This window comes from Rugamonas aquatica (assembly GCF_009380215.1).
GTDB lineage: Bacteria > Pseudomonadota > Gammaproteobacteria > Burkholderiales > Burkholderiaceae_D > Rugamonas > Rugamonas aquatica_B.
In genome coordinates this window covers 19,919-33,923 of record NZ_WHUG01000005.1, presented here as the reverse complement: position 1 = coordinate 33,923, position 14,005 = coordinate 19,919, and the positions used below count along the sequence as shown (strand labels likewise).

The window sequence follows — 14,005 nt, the reverse complement described above, 5'->3', positions numbered from 1 at the left end:
CATGCTTTATACTGGCGACAAATTCACATTATTAAGGCCAACATGTCTTTTTCTTCGCTGGGCCTTGCTCCCTCACTGATTAACGCCGTTACCGAAATCGGTTATCAGGAGCCGACCGCCATTCAGAGCGCTGCCATTCCCGCCATCCTGCGCGGAGAGGATGTGCTGGGTGCGGCGCAGACCGGGTCCGGCAAAACCGCTGCCTTCGCGCTGCCGCTGTTGCAGGCGCTGCTGGACAACCGCAGCGGCCCGCGCCAGCTGCATGGCCTGGTGCTGGTGCCGACGCGCGAGCTGGCGGCGCAGGTGGGCGAGTCGATCCGCAAGCTGGCGTCGCATCTGTCTATGCAGGTCAAGGTGTCGATCGTGTTCGGTGGCGTGTCGATCAACCCGCAGATGATGGCTTTGCGCGGAGGCGCCGATATCGTCGTCGCCACGCCGGGACGGCTGCTGGATCTGATCGACCACAATGCGCTGAAGATCTCGCGCACGGCGATGCTGGTGCTGGACGAGGCGGATCGCCTGCTGGACCTGGGCTTTAGCGAAGAATTGAACCGCATCCTTGAGCTGCTGCCGAAGCAGCGCCAGAACCTGTTCTTCTCGGCGACCTTCCCGCCGGCGGTGCAGGCGCTGGCGGATGGCATGCTGCATCAGCCTACGCGCATCGAGGTGCTGTCCGAGCCGGTGAGCAAGCCGGATATCGCCCAGCGTGCGATCATGGTCGATGTGCCGCGCCGTACCATGCTGCTCAAGCATCTGATCCAGGAGCACAAGTGGAGCAGGGTGCTGGTGTTCGTCGCGACCAAGTACGCGGCCGAGCATGTGGCCGATAAATTGAACCGAAACGGCATCCGCGCCGGGGCCTTCCACGGTGAGTTCAGCCAGGGTGCGCGCACCGAGGTGCTGGGCGACTTCAAGGCCAGCCGTCTGCAAGTGTTGGTAGCGACCGATGTGGCGGCGCGTGGTATCGACATTGCTCGACTGCCAGCGGTGGTCAATTACGATCTGCCTCGTTCGGCGGTGGACTATACGCACCGCATCGGCCGCACGGGCCGCGCGGGTGAGAGTGGTGTGGCGATCAACTTCGTCAGCGCGGAGACGGAGCAGCATTTCCGCCTGATCGAGAAGCGCCAGGGTATTTTGCTGCCGCGTGAGGAAATCGCGGGCTTTGAGGCGGTGGAGACGCTGCCGCCTGCGCCAGCCAATTCGGTGACGGACACCGTCAACGGCGGCATCAAGGGCAAGCGCAAGAGCAAGAAGGACAAGCTGCGCGAAGCGGCTGCGGCCGCAGGTACGGCTTCGGACGAGTAAGGACTCGCGCCGTCACTCCGGCGCGGCGGAGCGGTATAGCTTGCGGTACTCGGACGGCGAGGTCCGCAGCGCCGCCCGGAAGTGCTGTCGCAATGACAGCGCGGAACCGAATCCCGCCTGCTGCGCCACCACTTCGATCGATACTTCGCTGCTCTCCAGCAGATGCTGCGCGTGGGTTAGCCGCTGGTTCAGCAGCCATTGTTTGAACGAGGTACCGGTGGCGTTGCGGAAGTGGCGCGTGAAGTTCCTGCGACTCATCAGCGCACGCTCGGCCAGCGCGTCGATGCCGTGGTTTTGTGTCAGATCCTCTCCAACCCACGCCAGTACTTGTGCGAAGCGGTCGTCGCTGCCGGTCACTGGCAGCGGGCGCTCGATGAACTGCGCCTGTCCTCCCTGCCGGTGCGGCGCCACCACCAACTGCCGCGCCACCCGGTTGGCAACCTCCGCTCCGCACAGCTGCCGCAGCAGGTGCAGGCAGCAATCCAGGCCCGCTGCCACGCCGGCCGACGTTACCACTTTCCCCTCATCGACATACAGGACTTCGCGGTCGACCTTGACCTTGGGGTAGCGCGTGGTCATGGTGTCTGCGCAGGCCCAGTGGGTGGTGGCCGTGTAGCCGTCCAGCAGGCCGGCTTCTGCCAGCGGGAACGCTCCTATGCACAGGCCCACTACCTGCGCGCCGCGCTGGTGGGCGCGGCGCAAGGCATGCAGCAGGCTGGCGGGAGCCGGGCGGCAGTCGGCGTGCCAGGATGGCAGGATGACGATGTCGGCGCGGGTCAGTGCTGCGAGGCTGTGGGTGGCGACGATGTCGAAGCCGGCCGTGGTGCTCAGCGGCGCGGCCGGGTCTTCCGCGCATACCTTGACGTCGAAGGTCGCGCTGCCGCAGTCGGCGCGCTGGGCGCCGAATACCTGGCATGGTACCGACAGGTGAAAAGGATTGATGCCGTCGAAGGCGATGACGGCGATGCGGTATTTATGGATGGGCGGGGTGCGTGTCGACATGGCCTGATTATATCGTATGGTGGCCTTCGGGCCACTTTTGAATAACGGTGCGGCGGCGCAGAATGTCACTCACCGGGCGCTTCCGCCTTATCCTACAGGAGAACAACATGACCGCAACCCCACGCCGTGCCTTGATCGTGATCGACGTTCAAAACGAATACTTCACCGGCAAGATGAAGATCGAGTATCCACCGGTTGAGACTTCGCTGCCGAATATCGGCCGCGCCATGGACGCCGCGCGCGAAGCCGGTATCCCCGTGGTGGTGGTGCAGCACGATGCGCCGGAAGCTTCGCCGATCTTCGGCATGGGTTCGGACGGTTGGAAAGTGCATCCCGTGGTGGCCGAGCGAGCGCACGACCATTTCATCAACAAGAGCATGGCCAGCGTGTTTGCCGGGACCGACCTGGCCGACTGGCTGAAGGAGCGCGGCATCGATACGCTGACCATCGCCGGCTACATGACGCACAACTGCAATGCGTCGACCATCTTCGAGGCGAAGCATCGCGGCCTGCAAGTGGAGGTTCTGGAGAATGCCACCGGCGCGCTGCCGTATGAGAATGCGGCGGGCAAGGCCAGCGCGGAGGAGATACACCGTGTTTTCAATACGGTGTTCCATTCGAACTTCGGCGCGGTGGTGAGCACCGAGGATTGGCAGGCGGCGGTGCGTGACGGCCGCAAGCTGGAATCCGACAACATCTATCTGTCGAACCAGCGTACCCGTTAACCGCCGGTGCGCTTGGGCTGGTGGCCTTGTTTTTTCAGGGCTTCCATCACCAGGTCGCAGTGGTCGCCCTGGATTTCGATGACGCCGTCCTTGACGGTGCCGCCGGAGCCGCAGGCGCTGCGCAGCTGCTTGCCCAGCAGCGCGAGTGCGACCGCGTCCAGCGCCAGGCCTTTCACCAGTGTGACGGTCTTGCCGCCGCGTCCTTTGGATTCACGCGATACGCGCACGACGCCGTCGCCGGCGGGTTTGGCTTTGGCGGCGGCCTTGCAGCTGCAATCGGCGACAGGCTGGCCGCAGTCAGGGCACATGCGGCCGGTTTCGGTGGAGTAGACGAGGCGGGTTTTCATAGAGCCGGAATTCTAGCAGAAGCCGGTCTAGATAAAACGGGCGTTCCTCAGCGATGCCGGCACGATGCGGCGGTGCATGGGCGCGACGAACAGCATGTAGACGCGGCCCAGCAGGTTGTGGATGTGGACCACGGTGCTGATGGCGACCTTGTCCTGCAGCTTGCAGACGGAGACTTCGACGTGCAGGTGTTTGTCGGTGTCGCCGAGGATGACTTCCTGCTCGCTGAGGTAGCGGATGGTGAAGATGCCGACACGGTCGCCGATGCGGTAGTCGCTGGCCGCTTTGGCGGCGTTGACGTCGCCAAGGCCGCCAAGGTTCTTCAGGCCGACCAGCTGGACCACGCGATTACGCAACGCCATCAGGCTGTTGATCCATGCCGGGGTACCTGCGACCACTTGCAAATACAAGTCCAGCGCGGAGCGCGGCGTTGGCTTGATGGCCGTTTCGTAGCAGTCGTAAAAGTCGGCGCCGTCAAGGTGGCGGAATATTTCGCTTTGAGGCGGGATGTCGATGACGGAAATCATGGCGCTCCGGGTGCATGAAAGAGTATGCCCCAACAGTATCACATTACGGCTTTTCGCTAATCAGGTCGATGCGGCGTTTGATGCGTTGGGCTTCGGCTGTGTCGCCCGATTTCTCGGCGCGCATGGCCTGGACGCCCAGCCATGCCAGCAGCGGACGGCGCCAGCCTTGGGCGGAGGCGGTGTCCACGGCGTCGCTCAGCACCTGCGGCGTGGCTTTGCCGGCGCGGAGCAGGACGCCGCTGGCCACCAGTTTCGAGAGCGGGTCGGTGATGGCTTGGGTGGTGCTGATCCCTGCCGCTACCGGCTGGTGCTGGGGCGGCAGTAGCGCAATGTCGGCGGCGCTGGCGCGGCCGGAGAGGTAGGCGGCGTAGGCGCGGTCGGCCGGGGTGGCGTCTTGCGACAGCTTGTCGTAGCCGGCGCAGTCTTCGAACACCAGTGAGGCGACGCGCGCGGCGCAGCGTATCAGCTCGGCGCGTATCATCAGATCGACCTTGCCGGTGCTGGCCAGCGCTGCGCGGGCACGCTGGTACTCGGCCGCTTCCACGCGGGCGTTGCCGGACATGTAGGCTGCGGTGCTGCGTTCGATGGAGCTTTGCGCGTTCATCTGCCAGTCCGGCACCGGCGGGTTGTTGCCGCAGGCGGCCAGCAACGTGGCGGCGGTCAGTGCTGCAATCAGGTGAGCGGTAGTCTTCATGGCAGCTTGATCTCCGTGTCGCGCTTGAACGGCCATTTACGGTTGATTTCATTGACCAGCTGCTCCACCCGGCGCAAGCTGCTTTCCACTTCGCCGCGCAGCACGCCCAGATCCGCCGTGGCCTCCTTGGCGTTGGCACCGACGGCTTGCGCTTCGACCAGCACCGCATCCATTTTCTTCAGGCTGTTACGGGCGTCCGCCAGCAGGCCGTTGAGCTGCACGATGGTCGCCTGCGCGTCTGTCATCACGCCTTGCTTGCCGAAGACTTGCGTGTCGGCGTGGCCTATCAGGCTATCGGCCTTGGTGGCCAGTGCGTTCACGGTAATCAGCAGCTTGTTGGCGCGCTCAGTCAATTGTTGGGCGTTCTTGTCGTCGCCGGCGATCAGGCCCATGGCGCCGCCTGGACCATTGAGCTTGCCGGTGACGCCCTGCACGTTGGCCAGACTGGCGGCCAACGCGGAATTTTCCGCCGTCAGCGCGTTGAGGTTTTCCAGCAGATCCTTGGCGGCGGCCAGCAGGCGCGGAATTTCGGCGCCGGCATCGCCGACCAGCAGCGCGCGGGCTGCGCCGTCTTCCAGCGGCGGATCGGTCGGAATGCCGCTGAAGGCGCGCAGCTTTGCGCCGCCCACCAGGCCGCGCTCCAGCGTGAAGATGCTTGAACTGCGCAGCCAGTGCGCGTCGTTGCGCGGCACGTCGACGATGACGCGTGCCTTGCCGTCCTTGCCCAGCTCTATGCGCCGCACGCGGCCGATCGGGAAGCCGGCGAAGGTGACGTCCATGCCGACGGTGACGCCTTCCGAATCGTCCGCTTGCAGCACCAGCGTCTGCGTCGATTCGAAGGCGCCACGCGCATACATCAGGTACAGGGCCGAACCGGCCACCAGCACCACCATCAGCACCAGCAGCAGGGCCGCCTTGAATTCCGCGTTGCGCACCGGCGCCACTTCGTTTGTTTGTTCGGTCATCGCTTTATTCCGCTCAGTAGTAGTTGCCCATCAAGGAGGCGATTTCGATCAGCAGCATCACGGCGAACAGGCGCACCATGTCGTACAGGCCGTGCGTGACTTTGGCGCGGTAGCTGCTGCCGAAGTAGAAGGAGGAGGCCATCGGTATCAGGCCGACTGCGAAACTGAAGAAGACGATCTTCAACACCAGGATCAGCGCCACCGCCGGGTTGAACACCTGGCCGACCACCCTCGTGTAGCCCGGCAGCGCCCACGGCGTGAAGCCGTACATCGACAGGTAGGCCAGGATCAGCGTCATCACGCAGCTGACGGCGGCCAGTATCCACACGGCGAACACGCCGGCGGCCACGCGTGGGAAGAATTCCTGGCGCAGTTCCGCTTCGCTGGTGTTGGCGGCGCTGTTGCGGCTTTGCGAGAACTCCAGCCCGGCGGGCAGGGTGGTGCGCAGCGCGACGAAGGCGGCGGCGGTCAGCGGGATGAGCTCCAGCACCAGCACGCGCACCACCATCTCCAGCGCGAAGCGCGAGAGGCCATAGCTCTGCGAGGTGACCACCACGATGCGGATCAACACCAGGCTGACCAGCGCCGACAGCACGCCATACCAGGCCAGGTTGGGGGCGGTGTCGCGCACGATGTGGCGCGCCAGCAGGTTGCGGTTGGCGCCGCGATAGCTGGTGGGGCTGAAGGCCAGCGGCAGCATCAGCACGGCGAATTGCAGCAGCCGCCACCAGCTGTTCAGCCAGGCGACGGTTGCGCGGTTCAGGCGCCGCAGCGCCGGAGGAATAGAAGCGTCCATGCTCATGTGGTCATCTTAGCACCGCGACGGCGTCGGAAGGTGTCCGGCACGGCCGCGCCTATTCTTCTTCCGCGAAGGTGGCGATGATGGCGTCGGCCGTGGCGCGCACGCGGGCGCTGCGACTCAGATCGGTGTGCATCACCAGCCAGACCTCGTAGTGGTCGACGCGTTCGGGCCATACGCGGGTAAGTTGCGGATCGCCGTCGGCCATGTGGCAGGGCAGTTCGGCCACGCCCATGCCGCGCCGCGCGGCGTCCAGCATGACCATGCCGCTATTGACCTCGATCGCCACGCGGGCGTTGGCGATCGGCTCCAGGCACAGCTTCTCCTTGTGGCGCGGCGCCACCGAACCCTGGTAGATGATGATGTCGTGGCCCTGCATGCCGTTGCCGGGGATCGGCATGCCGCGTTCGGACAGGTAGGCCGGCGTGGCGTACAGGCCCATGCTGCGCCGGGCCAGGTGGCGCGAGATCAGGTCGGGACTGGTGGGCTTGAGCGTGCGTACCGCCAGCTCGGCTTCGCGCCGGGTCAGGTTGCTGATCTCGGTGCTGGTGCTCAGGATGACGCGGATTTCGGGATGCATGACGTGCAGCCGCTGCATGGCGCCCAGCACCGAGTGGCTGGCGATGGTGTCCGAGGTGGCGACGCGCACGGTGCCGGACAGGCGGTTGTCGATGCCCTGCATCTCGCGCTGGAACTGCAGCGCAGCGTGCTCCATCAATTCGGCGGCGGTGACGGCCAGTTCGCCGGCCGGCGTGGCCAGGTAGCCGGACGGCGTGCGCAGGAACAGGCGCGCACCAAGCGAGGCCTCCAGCGCGTTGAGGCGCCGGCCGACGGTGGCCTGGTCGATATCGAGGAAGGCGGCGGCCGAGCGCAGCGTGCCTTTGCGGTAGATGGCGAGGAAGATCCTGGCGTTGTCCCAATCCATGCGGTGTGTCCGAGGGTGATGCATTTTTGCATCGGAGTGCTGATGTTATGCGTATTTACTGCATCATGCAAGCGGGCTAACATCGGCGCATCTCTCTAAAGGACGCACCATGACTACCCCTGTCTCCGTGGCGCCGGCGATCCAGCCGCGCCAGATTCCCGCCTTGCTGGTGTTGATGACACTGGCCATAGGCTTTGTGATGGCGATGATCGATGTCACCGCCGTCAATACCGCCTTATCCGATATCTCCGTCAACCTGGGCGTTCCGCTCACCGGCCTGGTTTGGGTGGTGGACGGCTACACGCTGACCTTCGCCGCGCTGCTGATGGCGGGCGGCGCGCTGGCTGACCGCTTCGGCCCGAAGAACGTTTATCAAGGCGGCCTGAGTGTGTTCATCCTCGGTTCCGTGCTGTGCGCTGTGGCCCCGAGCGGCAATGCGCTGATCGCTGCGCGCCTGCTGCAAGGCGCCGGTGCTGCGCTGTTCATGCCTAGCTCCCTCAGCCTGCTCACGCATGCCTATGAAGACCAGGCCACCCGCGCGCGCATGCTGGGAACGTGGTCGGCCATCGTCGGTTGCTCGTCGGCGGCAGGTCCGCTGGTGGGCGGCCTGCTGGTGCATTCGTTCGGCTGGCGCAGCGTGTTCTGGGTGAACGTGCCTATCGGCCTGCTGGGCATCGTGCTGACGCAGGTGGTGGCGCCGGCTACGCCGCGTCATGAGCGCGCGCTGTCGATGCTGAGCCATCTGCTGGGCGTGGTGGCGCTGGCGGCGCTGAGCTTTGTGCTGATCGAAGGTCCGTCGCTGGGCTGGGGCTCGGCGCCGGTGCTGGGCGCGGTTGTGGCGACGGTGCTGGCGGCCTTCATGCTGGTGCGGCGCGAACGCAATGGCGCACACCCCTTGTTGCCACGGGCGCTGTTCGATACGCCGGCTTTCGCGGCGGCCAATGGCGTCGGCTTCCTGATTAACTTTGCGGTGTTCGGTCAACTGTTCCTGCTTAGCCTTTTCATCCAGCAGTCCGGCGCGGACGCGCTGCATACGGGCTTGAAGCTGATACCGATGATGGCCGCTTTCGCTGTCGGCAACTTGACTTCGGGACGCATCACTGCGCGTGTCGGCACGCGGCCGCCGATGCTGTATGGCTTGATGGTGGGGCTGGTGATGGCGTTTGTGATGCTGATCGGCCTGACGCCGCAAACGCCTTACTGGCTGCTGGTGCTTGCCGCCGTGGTGATGAACTTCGCCATCGGCATCGCGATTCCGGGCATGACGGCGACGGTGATGCTGGTGGCGGGCAAGGCGCATTCCAACAGCGCCGCCGCCGCGCTGAACGCCAATCGTCAGATCGGCGCCCTGGTCGGCGTGGCGATGATGGGCACCGTGATGCATATGGCGCCCGAGTGGGCGTGGCGTCTGCCGCTGTCGTTCTGCCTGATTACAGCGGCATACGCCGGGGCCCTGCTGCTGGTGTACCGCTACGTCAAACTGGGTAAGCCGGTTTAAACGCCGTGCTTACGGCGCCATTCGATCATCTCGGCGATGGTCAGGATGGGCATGCCGTGCAGTTCGGCGAAGCTTTCGATGTCGGCGCCGCGCATCATGGTGCCGTCGGGGTTCATCAGTTCGCACAGCACGGCGGCCGGGTTCAGGCCCGCCATCGTCGCCAGGTCCACCGAGCCTTCGGTGTGGCCTTTGCGGGCCAGCACGCCGCCTGGCGTGGCGCGCAGCGGGAACACGTGGCCCGGGTGGACCAGGTCATGCGGCACGGCGTCCGCCGCGATGGCGGTGCGGATGGTGGTGACGCGGTCGGCCGCCGAGACGCCGGTAGTCACGCCTTCACGCGCTTCGATCGACACCGTGAACGGCGTGCCGTAACGGCTGCCGTTATCGGCGGCCATCATCGGCAGTTCCAGCGCGCGCACCTTGTCGGCGCTCAGGCAGAGACAGACGATGCCGCTGCATTCGCGGATCATCATCGCCATCGACTGCACGGTGATTTTTTCGGCGGCGACGATCAGGTCCGCTTCGTTCTCGCGGTCGAAATCGTCGAGCAGGATCACCGGCACGCCGGCGCGCATGGCGTCCAGCGCCGCGGCGATGCGGCCTTCCAGATCGTCCGAAACGAGGGAATAGGGGGATACTGCGGATTGTTGGTCAAACATGTGGAACGCTCCTCGCAAAATTGGCGAAAAACGCGACAGGGCAAGCGAATACGCGCGGCCCGCCGCACCGATCGCTCGGGCGGGAGGCCGCGTCACCGCACATCTTCTTTCATCCGGACTATACCGTCGGCTCTGGAGTCACACCAGATCTGCTGACCCTTTGCGGTGGATTGCAAAGGCGCTCGCGGGCTTGGCCATCGCTGGCCTTACCGCCGGTGGGGAATCGCACCCCGCCCCGAAGACGTCGTTAAAACCTGCCGGCTGGCAGGCGAGCAAGGATTCTAGCCCAAATTAAGAATTTCGGTGTAAGGTAGCCTTTTCCTTCCTAAAATTGCAACGGGTATGAAGCTGATGACAATGCGTAGCGCCTCCGCCGCCGTTCTGCTGGCGTGTACTCTCATGGCGCAAGCCGCCGATCAGCCGCCGCTGAATTTGAGCGATCAGATTCCCATCGGCCCGCAGGTCAAGGTGGGCAAGCTGGCCAACGGCTTGACCTACTATGTGCAAAAGAACGGCCGCCCCGAGAAGAAGCTGGAGCTGCGGCTGGTGGTCAAGGCGGGATCGATCCTGGAGGACGACGATCAGCAAGGCCTGGCGCACTTCACCGAGCATATGGCCTTCAACGGCTCGACCCATTTCAAGCGCAACGAACTGGTGTCCTACCTGCAGACGATAGGCGTGAAGTTCGGCGCCGACCTCAATGCCTACACCACCTTCAACGAAACCGTATACGTGCTGCCGATACCGACCGAGAAGCGCGAGGTGGTGGAGCAGGGCTTTCAGGTGCTGGAGGACTGGGCGCACGGGCTGTCCTTCAACGACGCCGACATCGACAGCGAGCGTGGCATCGTGCTGGAGGAGCTGCGGCTGGGTAAAGGCGTGGACGACCGCATGAACAAGGTGCTGCTGCCGAAGGTGCTGAACGGCTCGCGCTATGCGCAGCGGCTGCCCATCGGTAAGGAGGACATCCTCAAGAACTTCAAGTACGACGCAGTTAAGCGCTTCTACCGCGACTGGTATCGGCCGGACCTGATGGCGGTGGTGGTGGTCGGCGACATCGAGCCGGCCGATGCCGAGCAGCTGATTACGCAGCATTTCGGGAAGTTGAAAAATCCGCAGAACGAGCGGCCGCGCGAGTATGCCAGGATTCCGGAGCGCGCCGAACCTGAAGGCGTGGTCTTTACCGACAAGGAGATCGGCAGCAATTCGGTCTTCATCCGCTATCCGATCCAGGCATGGGAACCCGGCACCACCATCGCCGATTACCGGCAGAAGATGATCGAGAATATTTACGGTTTCATTCTCGGCCAGCGCATGCATGAGTTGACGCAGCAGGCCAATCCGCCGTTCCTGCAAGGCTTCAGCGGCATGAGTGGCGTGATGCGCGGCTATCGCTCCTTCGTCGCCGGCGCGGTGCTGGGCAAGGGCGGCGTGACGCCGGCCATCAACGCGCTGGTGCAGGAAGACCAGCGCGCGCGCCAGTACGGCGTGACCGAGTCCGAATTGGAGCGCGCCAAGAAAGGCCTGCTGCGCAACTTCGAGCGCATGTACAACGAGCGTGACAAGTCCGATTCGTCCGGCTATGCGGGGGAGTACATCCGCAACTTCCTCGACAAGGAAAGCATCCCCGGCATCGCGGCGGAGTACCGCTACGCCAACGAGCTGATCCCGGGCATCGCACTGTCGGAAGTGAATGCGGCCGTGCGCGCGGCGATCCCCGACAGCCAGAACAAGCTGGTGGTCTACTCCGGCAGCGAGGCGGCGGGCACGCTCACGCCGAAGGCTGATGAGCTGCTGGCCGTGGCCAGCGCCGCCGAAAAGATCAGCGTCAGTGCGCGGGAGGAGAAGGTGTACGCCAGCCAGCTGATGGCGGTTCCGCCCAAGGCCGGTAGCATCGTCAGCCAGACCGTCAATGCCAAGCTGGGATTCACCGAGCTTGTGCTGAGCAACGGCGTGAAGGTGGTGCTGAAGCCTACCGATTTCAATAACGACCAGGTGATCGTGACAGGCTTGCGTTTCGGCGGCTGGTCGCTGCTGGGCGACCAGGACTTGTTCAGCGCCCGCTACGCCAGCAATATCGTGCACCAGATGGGCGTGCAGAACTACACGCCGAGCGATCTGGTGAAGGTATTGGCCGGGAAGACGGCGGGCGCCAGTGCCAGTGTCAGCTCGCTTAACGAGATGGCGAGCGGTGTTTCCGGCAAGGGCGATGTTGAAACGATGTTGCAGCTGCTGTATCTGAACATGACGCAGCCGCGCAAAGATCCCGTCATCTACAGCGCGTATGTGGACCGTCAGCGCGAACTGGCGAAGAACAACCTGGCGCGGCCCGAGTCGATCCTGGGCGATACGATCACGGCTACGCTGTACAACAACAACCCGCGCGTGCAGCGTGCGCCCAAGCCGGCCGATTTCGACCAGCTGGGCATGGACCGCGCGGTGGACCTGTACAGCAGCCGCATGTCCAGCGCCAAGGGCTTCACGTTCTTCATGGCGGGCAGTTTCGATGTCGAGAAGGTCAAGCCGCTGATCGCCACGTATCTGGCCAGCCTGCCGGTGGGCGATATCCCGGTGGCGTTCAAGGACGAGGGCGTGCGGCCGGTGCGCGGCGTGGTCAAGAAGGAAGTGCATGCGGGTTCGGAGCCGAAGAGCACAATCTCGCTGTCCTTCACCGGCGAGACGCAGTTCTCCTCGCAGGAGCGCATGCGTTTGCAGGCATTGATCGAGGTGTTGAACATCAAACTGATCGAGGTGCTGCGCGAGAAGATGGGGGCGATGTATAGCGGCGGCATACGCGGCGGCATCGAGCGCATCCCGTACCAGCACTACGCGGTGACGGCCACCTTGCCATGCGCGCCGGAGAATGTCGACAAGGTGCTGGCGGCGACGTTTGCGGAGATCGACAAGATCAAGGAAAGCGGCGCGCTGGATGCGGACCTGGAGAAGGTGAAGGCGACCTGGCTGAAGAACTACCGCAACGGCCTGCGCGAGAACGGCTATTGGATGGCGGTGATGATGAACGCCTTCGTCAATCAGTCCGATCCTGCCGAGGTGCTGACCTACGAATCGCGCGTGACGGCGCTGACGGCTGCGGAGTTGAAGGAGACGGCGCGGCGCTATTTCGACATGAACAACTATGTGCAGGTGGTGCTGTATCCGGCGAAGTAGGCGGGCCGCCTGTTACACTGGCGGCTTGTACTCACCGATGTAGAGGTAAATCATGGCAAAGAAAAAAGAAGAGCTGGATCCGGAAACCCTGGAATTGATCAACTGGTGTATCGAAGTGGAGGGCTTCCTGGTCAAGGGCGGCGCCACGCAGGAAGAAGCGCAGGAGCATATCGAAGAGCAGGTCGAGTGGTTCACCGACCAGTTCTATGAGGGCTTGACGCCCGAAGAAGCCGCGAAGGAAGCGCTGGCCTGATACATTGTCTTTTGCTGGAACTGTCACGATGAGAATATACGCAGCTGTCTTACTGTTCCTTGTTACGCTTTACCCTCAGGTCAACGCCGAGGAGTGCCCAGCCGGGAAGTCTTATGAGCAGGCGAGGGCGGTTGTACGCGACCTTCAGCGCATCGTGGCGCCGGGCGGCGTCGATGAGTCGTACACGACGACCATCGGCGGCATCAAGCAGTGGCTCAACGTGCGCGGGCAGGACAGGTCCAATCCCATTATCCTGTTCCTGCACGGCGGCCCTGCGGCGCCGCTGACGCCGAGCATCTGGGAGTTCCAGCGGCCGATCGAGGAGTATTTCACGGTGGTCAATTGGGATCAGCGTGGAGCAGGCAAGACTTATCTGGAGGCCAAGCCCGGAGAGATCAGCGACAGCATCCACATCGACCGCTACGTCAAGGATGCCATTGAGGTCGCCGAGTTCATACGCCAGCGTTACGGCAAGAACAAGGTGATCCTGATGGGGCACAGCTGGGGAACTGTCATCGGCATGAAGGCTGCGCTTGTGCGGCCCGACCTGTTCTATGCCTACGTCGGCATTGGCCAGGTGATCAACACGCCCGACAACGAGCGGCTCAGTTTTCAGTACGGATTGGATCAGGCCCGCGCGCATAACAATGCGGAAGCGATCGCGGAGCTCAATTCCATTGCGCCGTATCCGGGCAACACGCCGATCACGCGGGAGCGCATCATCATCGCCAGGAAGTGGCCGCAATTCTATGGTGGCCTGAGTGCGTATCGCGATGGCGGCGCGAAGTACTATTTCGACGCGCCTTTGCTGTCGCCTGAATATGACTGCAAGTCAGCGCAGGCGGTCGATCAGGGCAGTCTGTTCACGCTGGACCGGATACTGCCCGAATTCCTCCAGGTCGACTACAAGCAGGTGCACAAGTTTCCAATTCCGGTGGTGATGTTCATGGGGCGCCACGACTACACGACGCCTTCGGCCCCCACCGCTGCCTGGCTGGAGCAGGTGGATGCACCCTATAAAAAGGGAGTCTGGTTCGAACGCTCGGCGCACATGATTCCGTGGGAGGAGCCGGGGAAAACGCTCACTAGCTTGCTGGAGTATGTGCGGCCTTTGGCGATTCCTGCGAGTCGTTAAAG

Annotated in this window: 14 protein-coding genes and 1 riboswitch; of the genes, 6 read left to right on the top strand and 8 right to left on the bottom strand. The window is 63.7% G+C overall.

Features of this window, described 5'->3' with window-relative positions; translation table 11 throughout:
• Positions 1-42: 42 nt before the first annotated feature.
• A complete protein-coding gene (locus GEV02_RS14140) occupies positions 43-1,308 on the top strand; it encodes a DEAD/DEAH box helicase (RefSeq protein ID WP_152838609.1) in 1,266 nt (421 codons plus the stop codon).
• Positions 1,309-1,320: 12 nt separating this feature from the next.
• On the opposite strand, the gene GEV02_RS14135 is transcribed toward GEV02_RS14140, so the two are convergent.
• Positions 1,321-2,310, bottom strand: a complete 990-nt coding sequence (locus tag GEV02_RS14135; RefSeq protein ID WP_152838608.1) for a GlxA family transcriptional regulator — start codon at positions 2,308-2,310, stop codon at positions 1,321-1,323.
• A gap of 107 nt (positions 2,311-2,417) precedes the next feature.
• Between GEV02_RS14135 and GEV02_RS14130 the strand changes: the two genes are divergently transcribed.
• Positions 2,418-3,035 carry a cysteine hydrolase family protein gene (locus tag GEV02_RS14130; protein ID WP_152838606.1) on the top strand — a complete coding sequence of 206 codons (618 nt, stop codon included), beginning with the start codon at positions 2,418-2,420 and terminating at the stop codon, positions 3,033-3,035.
• On the opposite strand, the gene GEV02_RS14125 is transcribed toward GEV02_RS14130, so the two are convergent.
• The 6 genes from GEV02_RS14125 to GEV02_RS14100 are packed head-to-tail and all read right to left on the bottom strand — an operon-like array spanning position 3,032 to position 7,290.
• Positions 3,032-3,382, bottom strand: a complete 351-nt coding sequence (locus tag GEV02_RS14125) for a translation initiation factor Sui1 (protein ID WP_152838604.1) — start codon at positions 3,380-3,382, stop codon at positions 3,032-3,034. The genes GEV02_RS14130 and GEV02_RS14125 overlap by 4 nt on opposite strands.
• Before the next feature lie 27 nt (positions 3,383-3,409).
• The gene (locus GEV02_RS14120) at positions 3,410-3,907 is read right to left on the bottom strand and encodes a DUF2867 domain-containing protein (RefSeq protein WP_152838602.1); all 498 of its coding nucleotides are present in this window, start codon (positions 3,905-3,907) and stop codon (positions 3,410-3,412) included.
• Positions 3,908-3,950: 43 nt separating this feature from the next.
• On the bottom strand, positions 3,951-4,601 hold the full coding sequence (locus GEV02_RS14115) for a hypothetical protein (RefSeq protein WP_152838600.1): 651 nt from the start codon (positions 4,599-4,601) through the stop codon (positions 3,951-3,953).
• Positions 4,598-5,566, bottom strand: coding sequence for an MlaD family protein (locus tag GEV02_RS14110; protein ID WP_152838599.1), 969 nt, complete (start codon positions 5,564-5,566; stop codon positions 4,598-4,600). Before GEV02_RS14110 ends, GEV02_RS14115 begins: the two co-directional genes overlap by 4 nt.
• 13 nt (positions 5,567-5,579) lie before the next feature.
• The gene (locus GEV02_RS14105; protein ID WP_152838597.1) at positions 5,580-6,368 is read right to left on the bottom strand and encodes an MlaE family ABC transporter permease; all 789 of its coding nucleotides are present in this window, start codon (positions 6,366-6,368) and stop codon (positions 5,580-5,582) included.
• A gap of 52 nt (positions 6,369-6,420) precedes the next feature.
• On the bottom strand, positions 6,421-7,290 hold the full coding sequence (locus GEV02_RS14100; RefSeq protein ID WP_152838595.1) for a LysR family transcriptional regulator: 870 nt from the start codon (positions 7,288-7,290) through the stop codon (positions 6,421-6,423).
• Positions 7,291-7,399: 109 nt separating this feature from the next.
• Between GEV02_RS14100 and GEV02_RS14095 the strand changes: the two genes are divergently transcribed.
• A complete protein-coding gene (locus GEV02_RS14095) occupies positions 7,400-8,788 on the top strand; it encodes an MFS transporter (RefSeq protein ID WP_152838594.1) in 1,389 nt (462 codons plus the stop codon).
• Here the strand turns inward: GEV02_RS14095 and ribB are convergent.
• A complete protein-coding gene (gene ribB / locus GEV02_RS14090) occupies positions 8,785-9,447 on the bottom strand; it encodes a 3,4-dihydroxy-2-butanone-4-phosphate synthase (protein ID WP_070360301.1) in 663 nt (220 codons plus the stop codon). The genes GEV02_RS14095 and ribB overlap by 4 nt on opposite strands.
• 97 nt (positions 9,448-9,544) lie before the next feature.
• Positions 9,545-9,694: riboswitch (FMN riboswitch) on the bottom strand.
• A 95-nt stretch (positions 9,695-9,789) separates the two neighbouring features.
• On the opposite strand from ribB, the gene GEV02_RS14085 reads away from it, so the two are divergent.
• The 3 genes from GEV02_RS14085 to GEV02_RS14075 are packed head-to-tail and all read left to right on the top strand — an operon-like array spanning position 9,790 to position 14,003.
• Positions 9,790-12,615 (top strand): M16 family metallopeptidase, encoded by a 2,826-nt coding sequence (locus GEV02_RS14085; RefSeq protein ID WP_152838592.1) that lies wholly within the window; start codon positions 9,790-9,792, stop codon positions 12,613-12,615.
• Between the two features lie 52 nt (positions 12,616-12,667).
• Positions 12,668-12,868 carry a hypothetical protein gene (locus GEV02_RS14080; RefSeq protein WP_008450136.1) on the top strand — a complete coding sequence of 67 codons (201 nt, stop codon included), beginning with the start codon at positions 12,668-12,670 and terminating at the stop codon, positions 12,866-12,868.
• 28 nt (positions 12,869-12,896) lie between these two features.
• Positions 12,897-14,003 carry an alpha/beta fold hydrolase gene (locus GEV02_RS14075; protein WP_174999110.1) on the top strand — a complete coding sequence of 369 codons (1,107 nt, stop codon included), beginning with the start codon at positions 12,897-12,899 and terminating at the stop codon, positions 14,001-14,003.
• Positions 14,004-14,005: the final 2 nt, after the last annotated feature.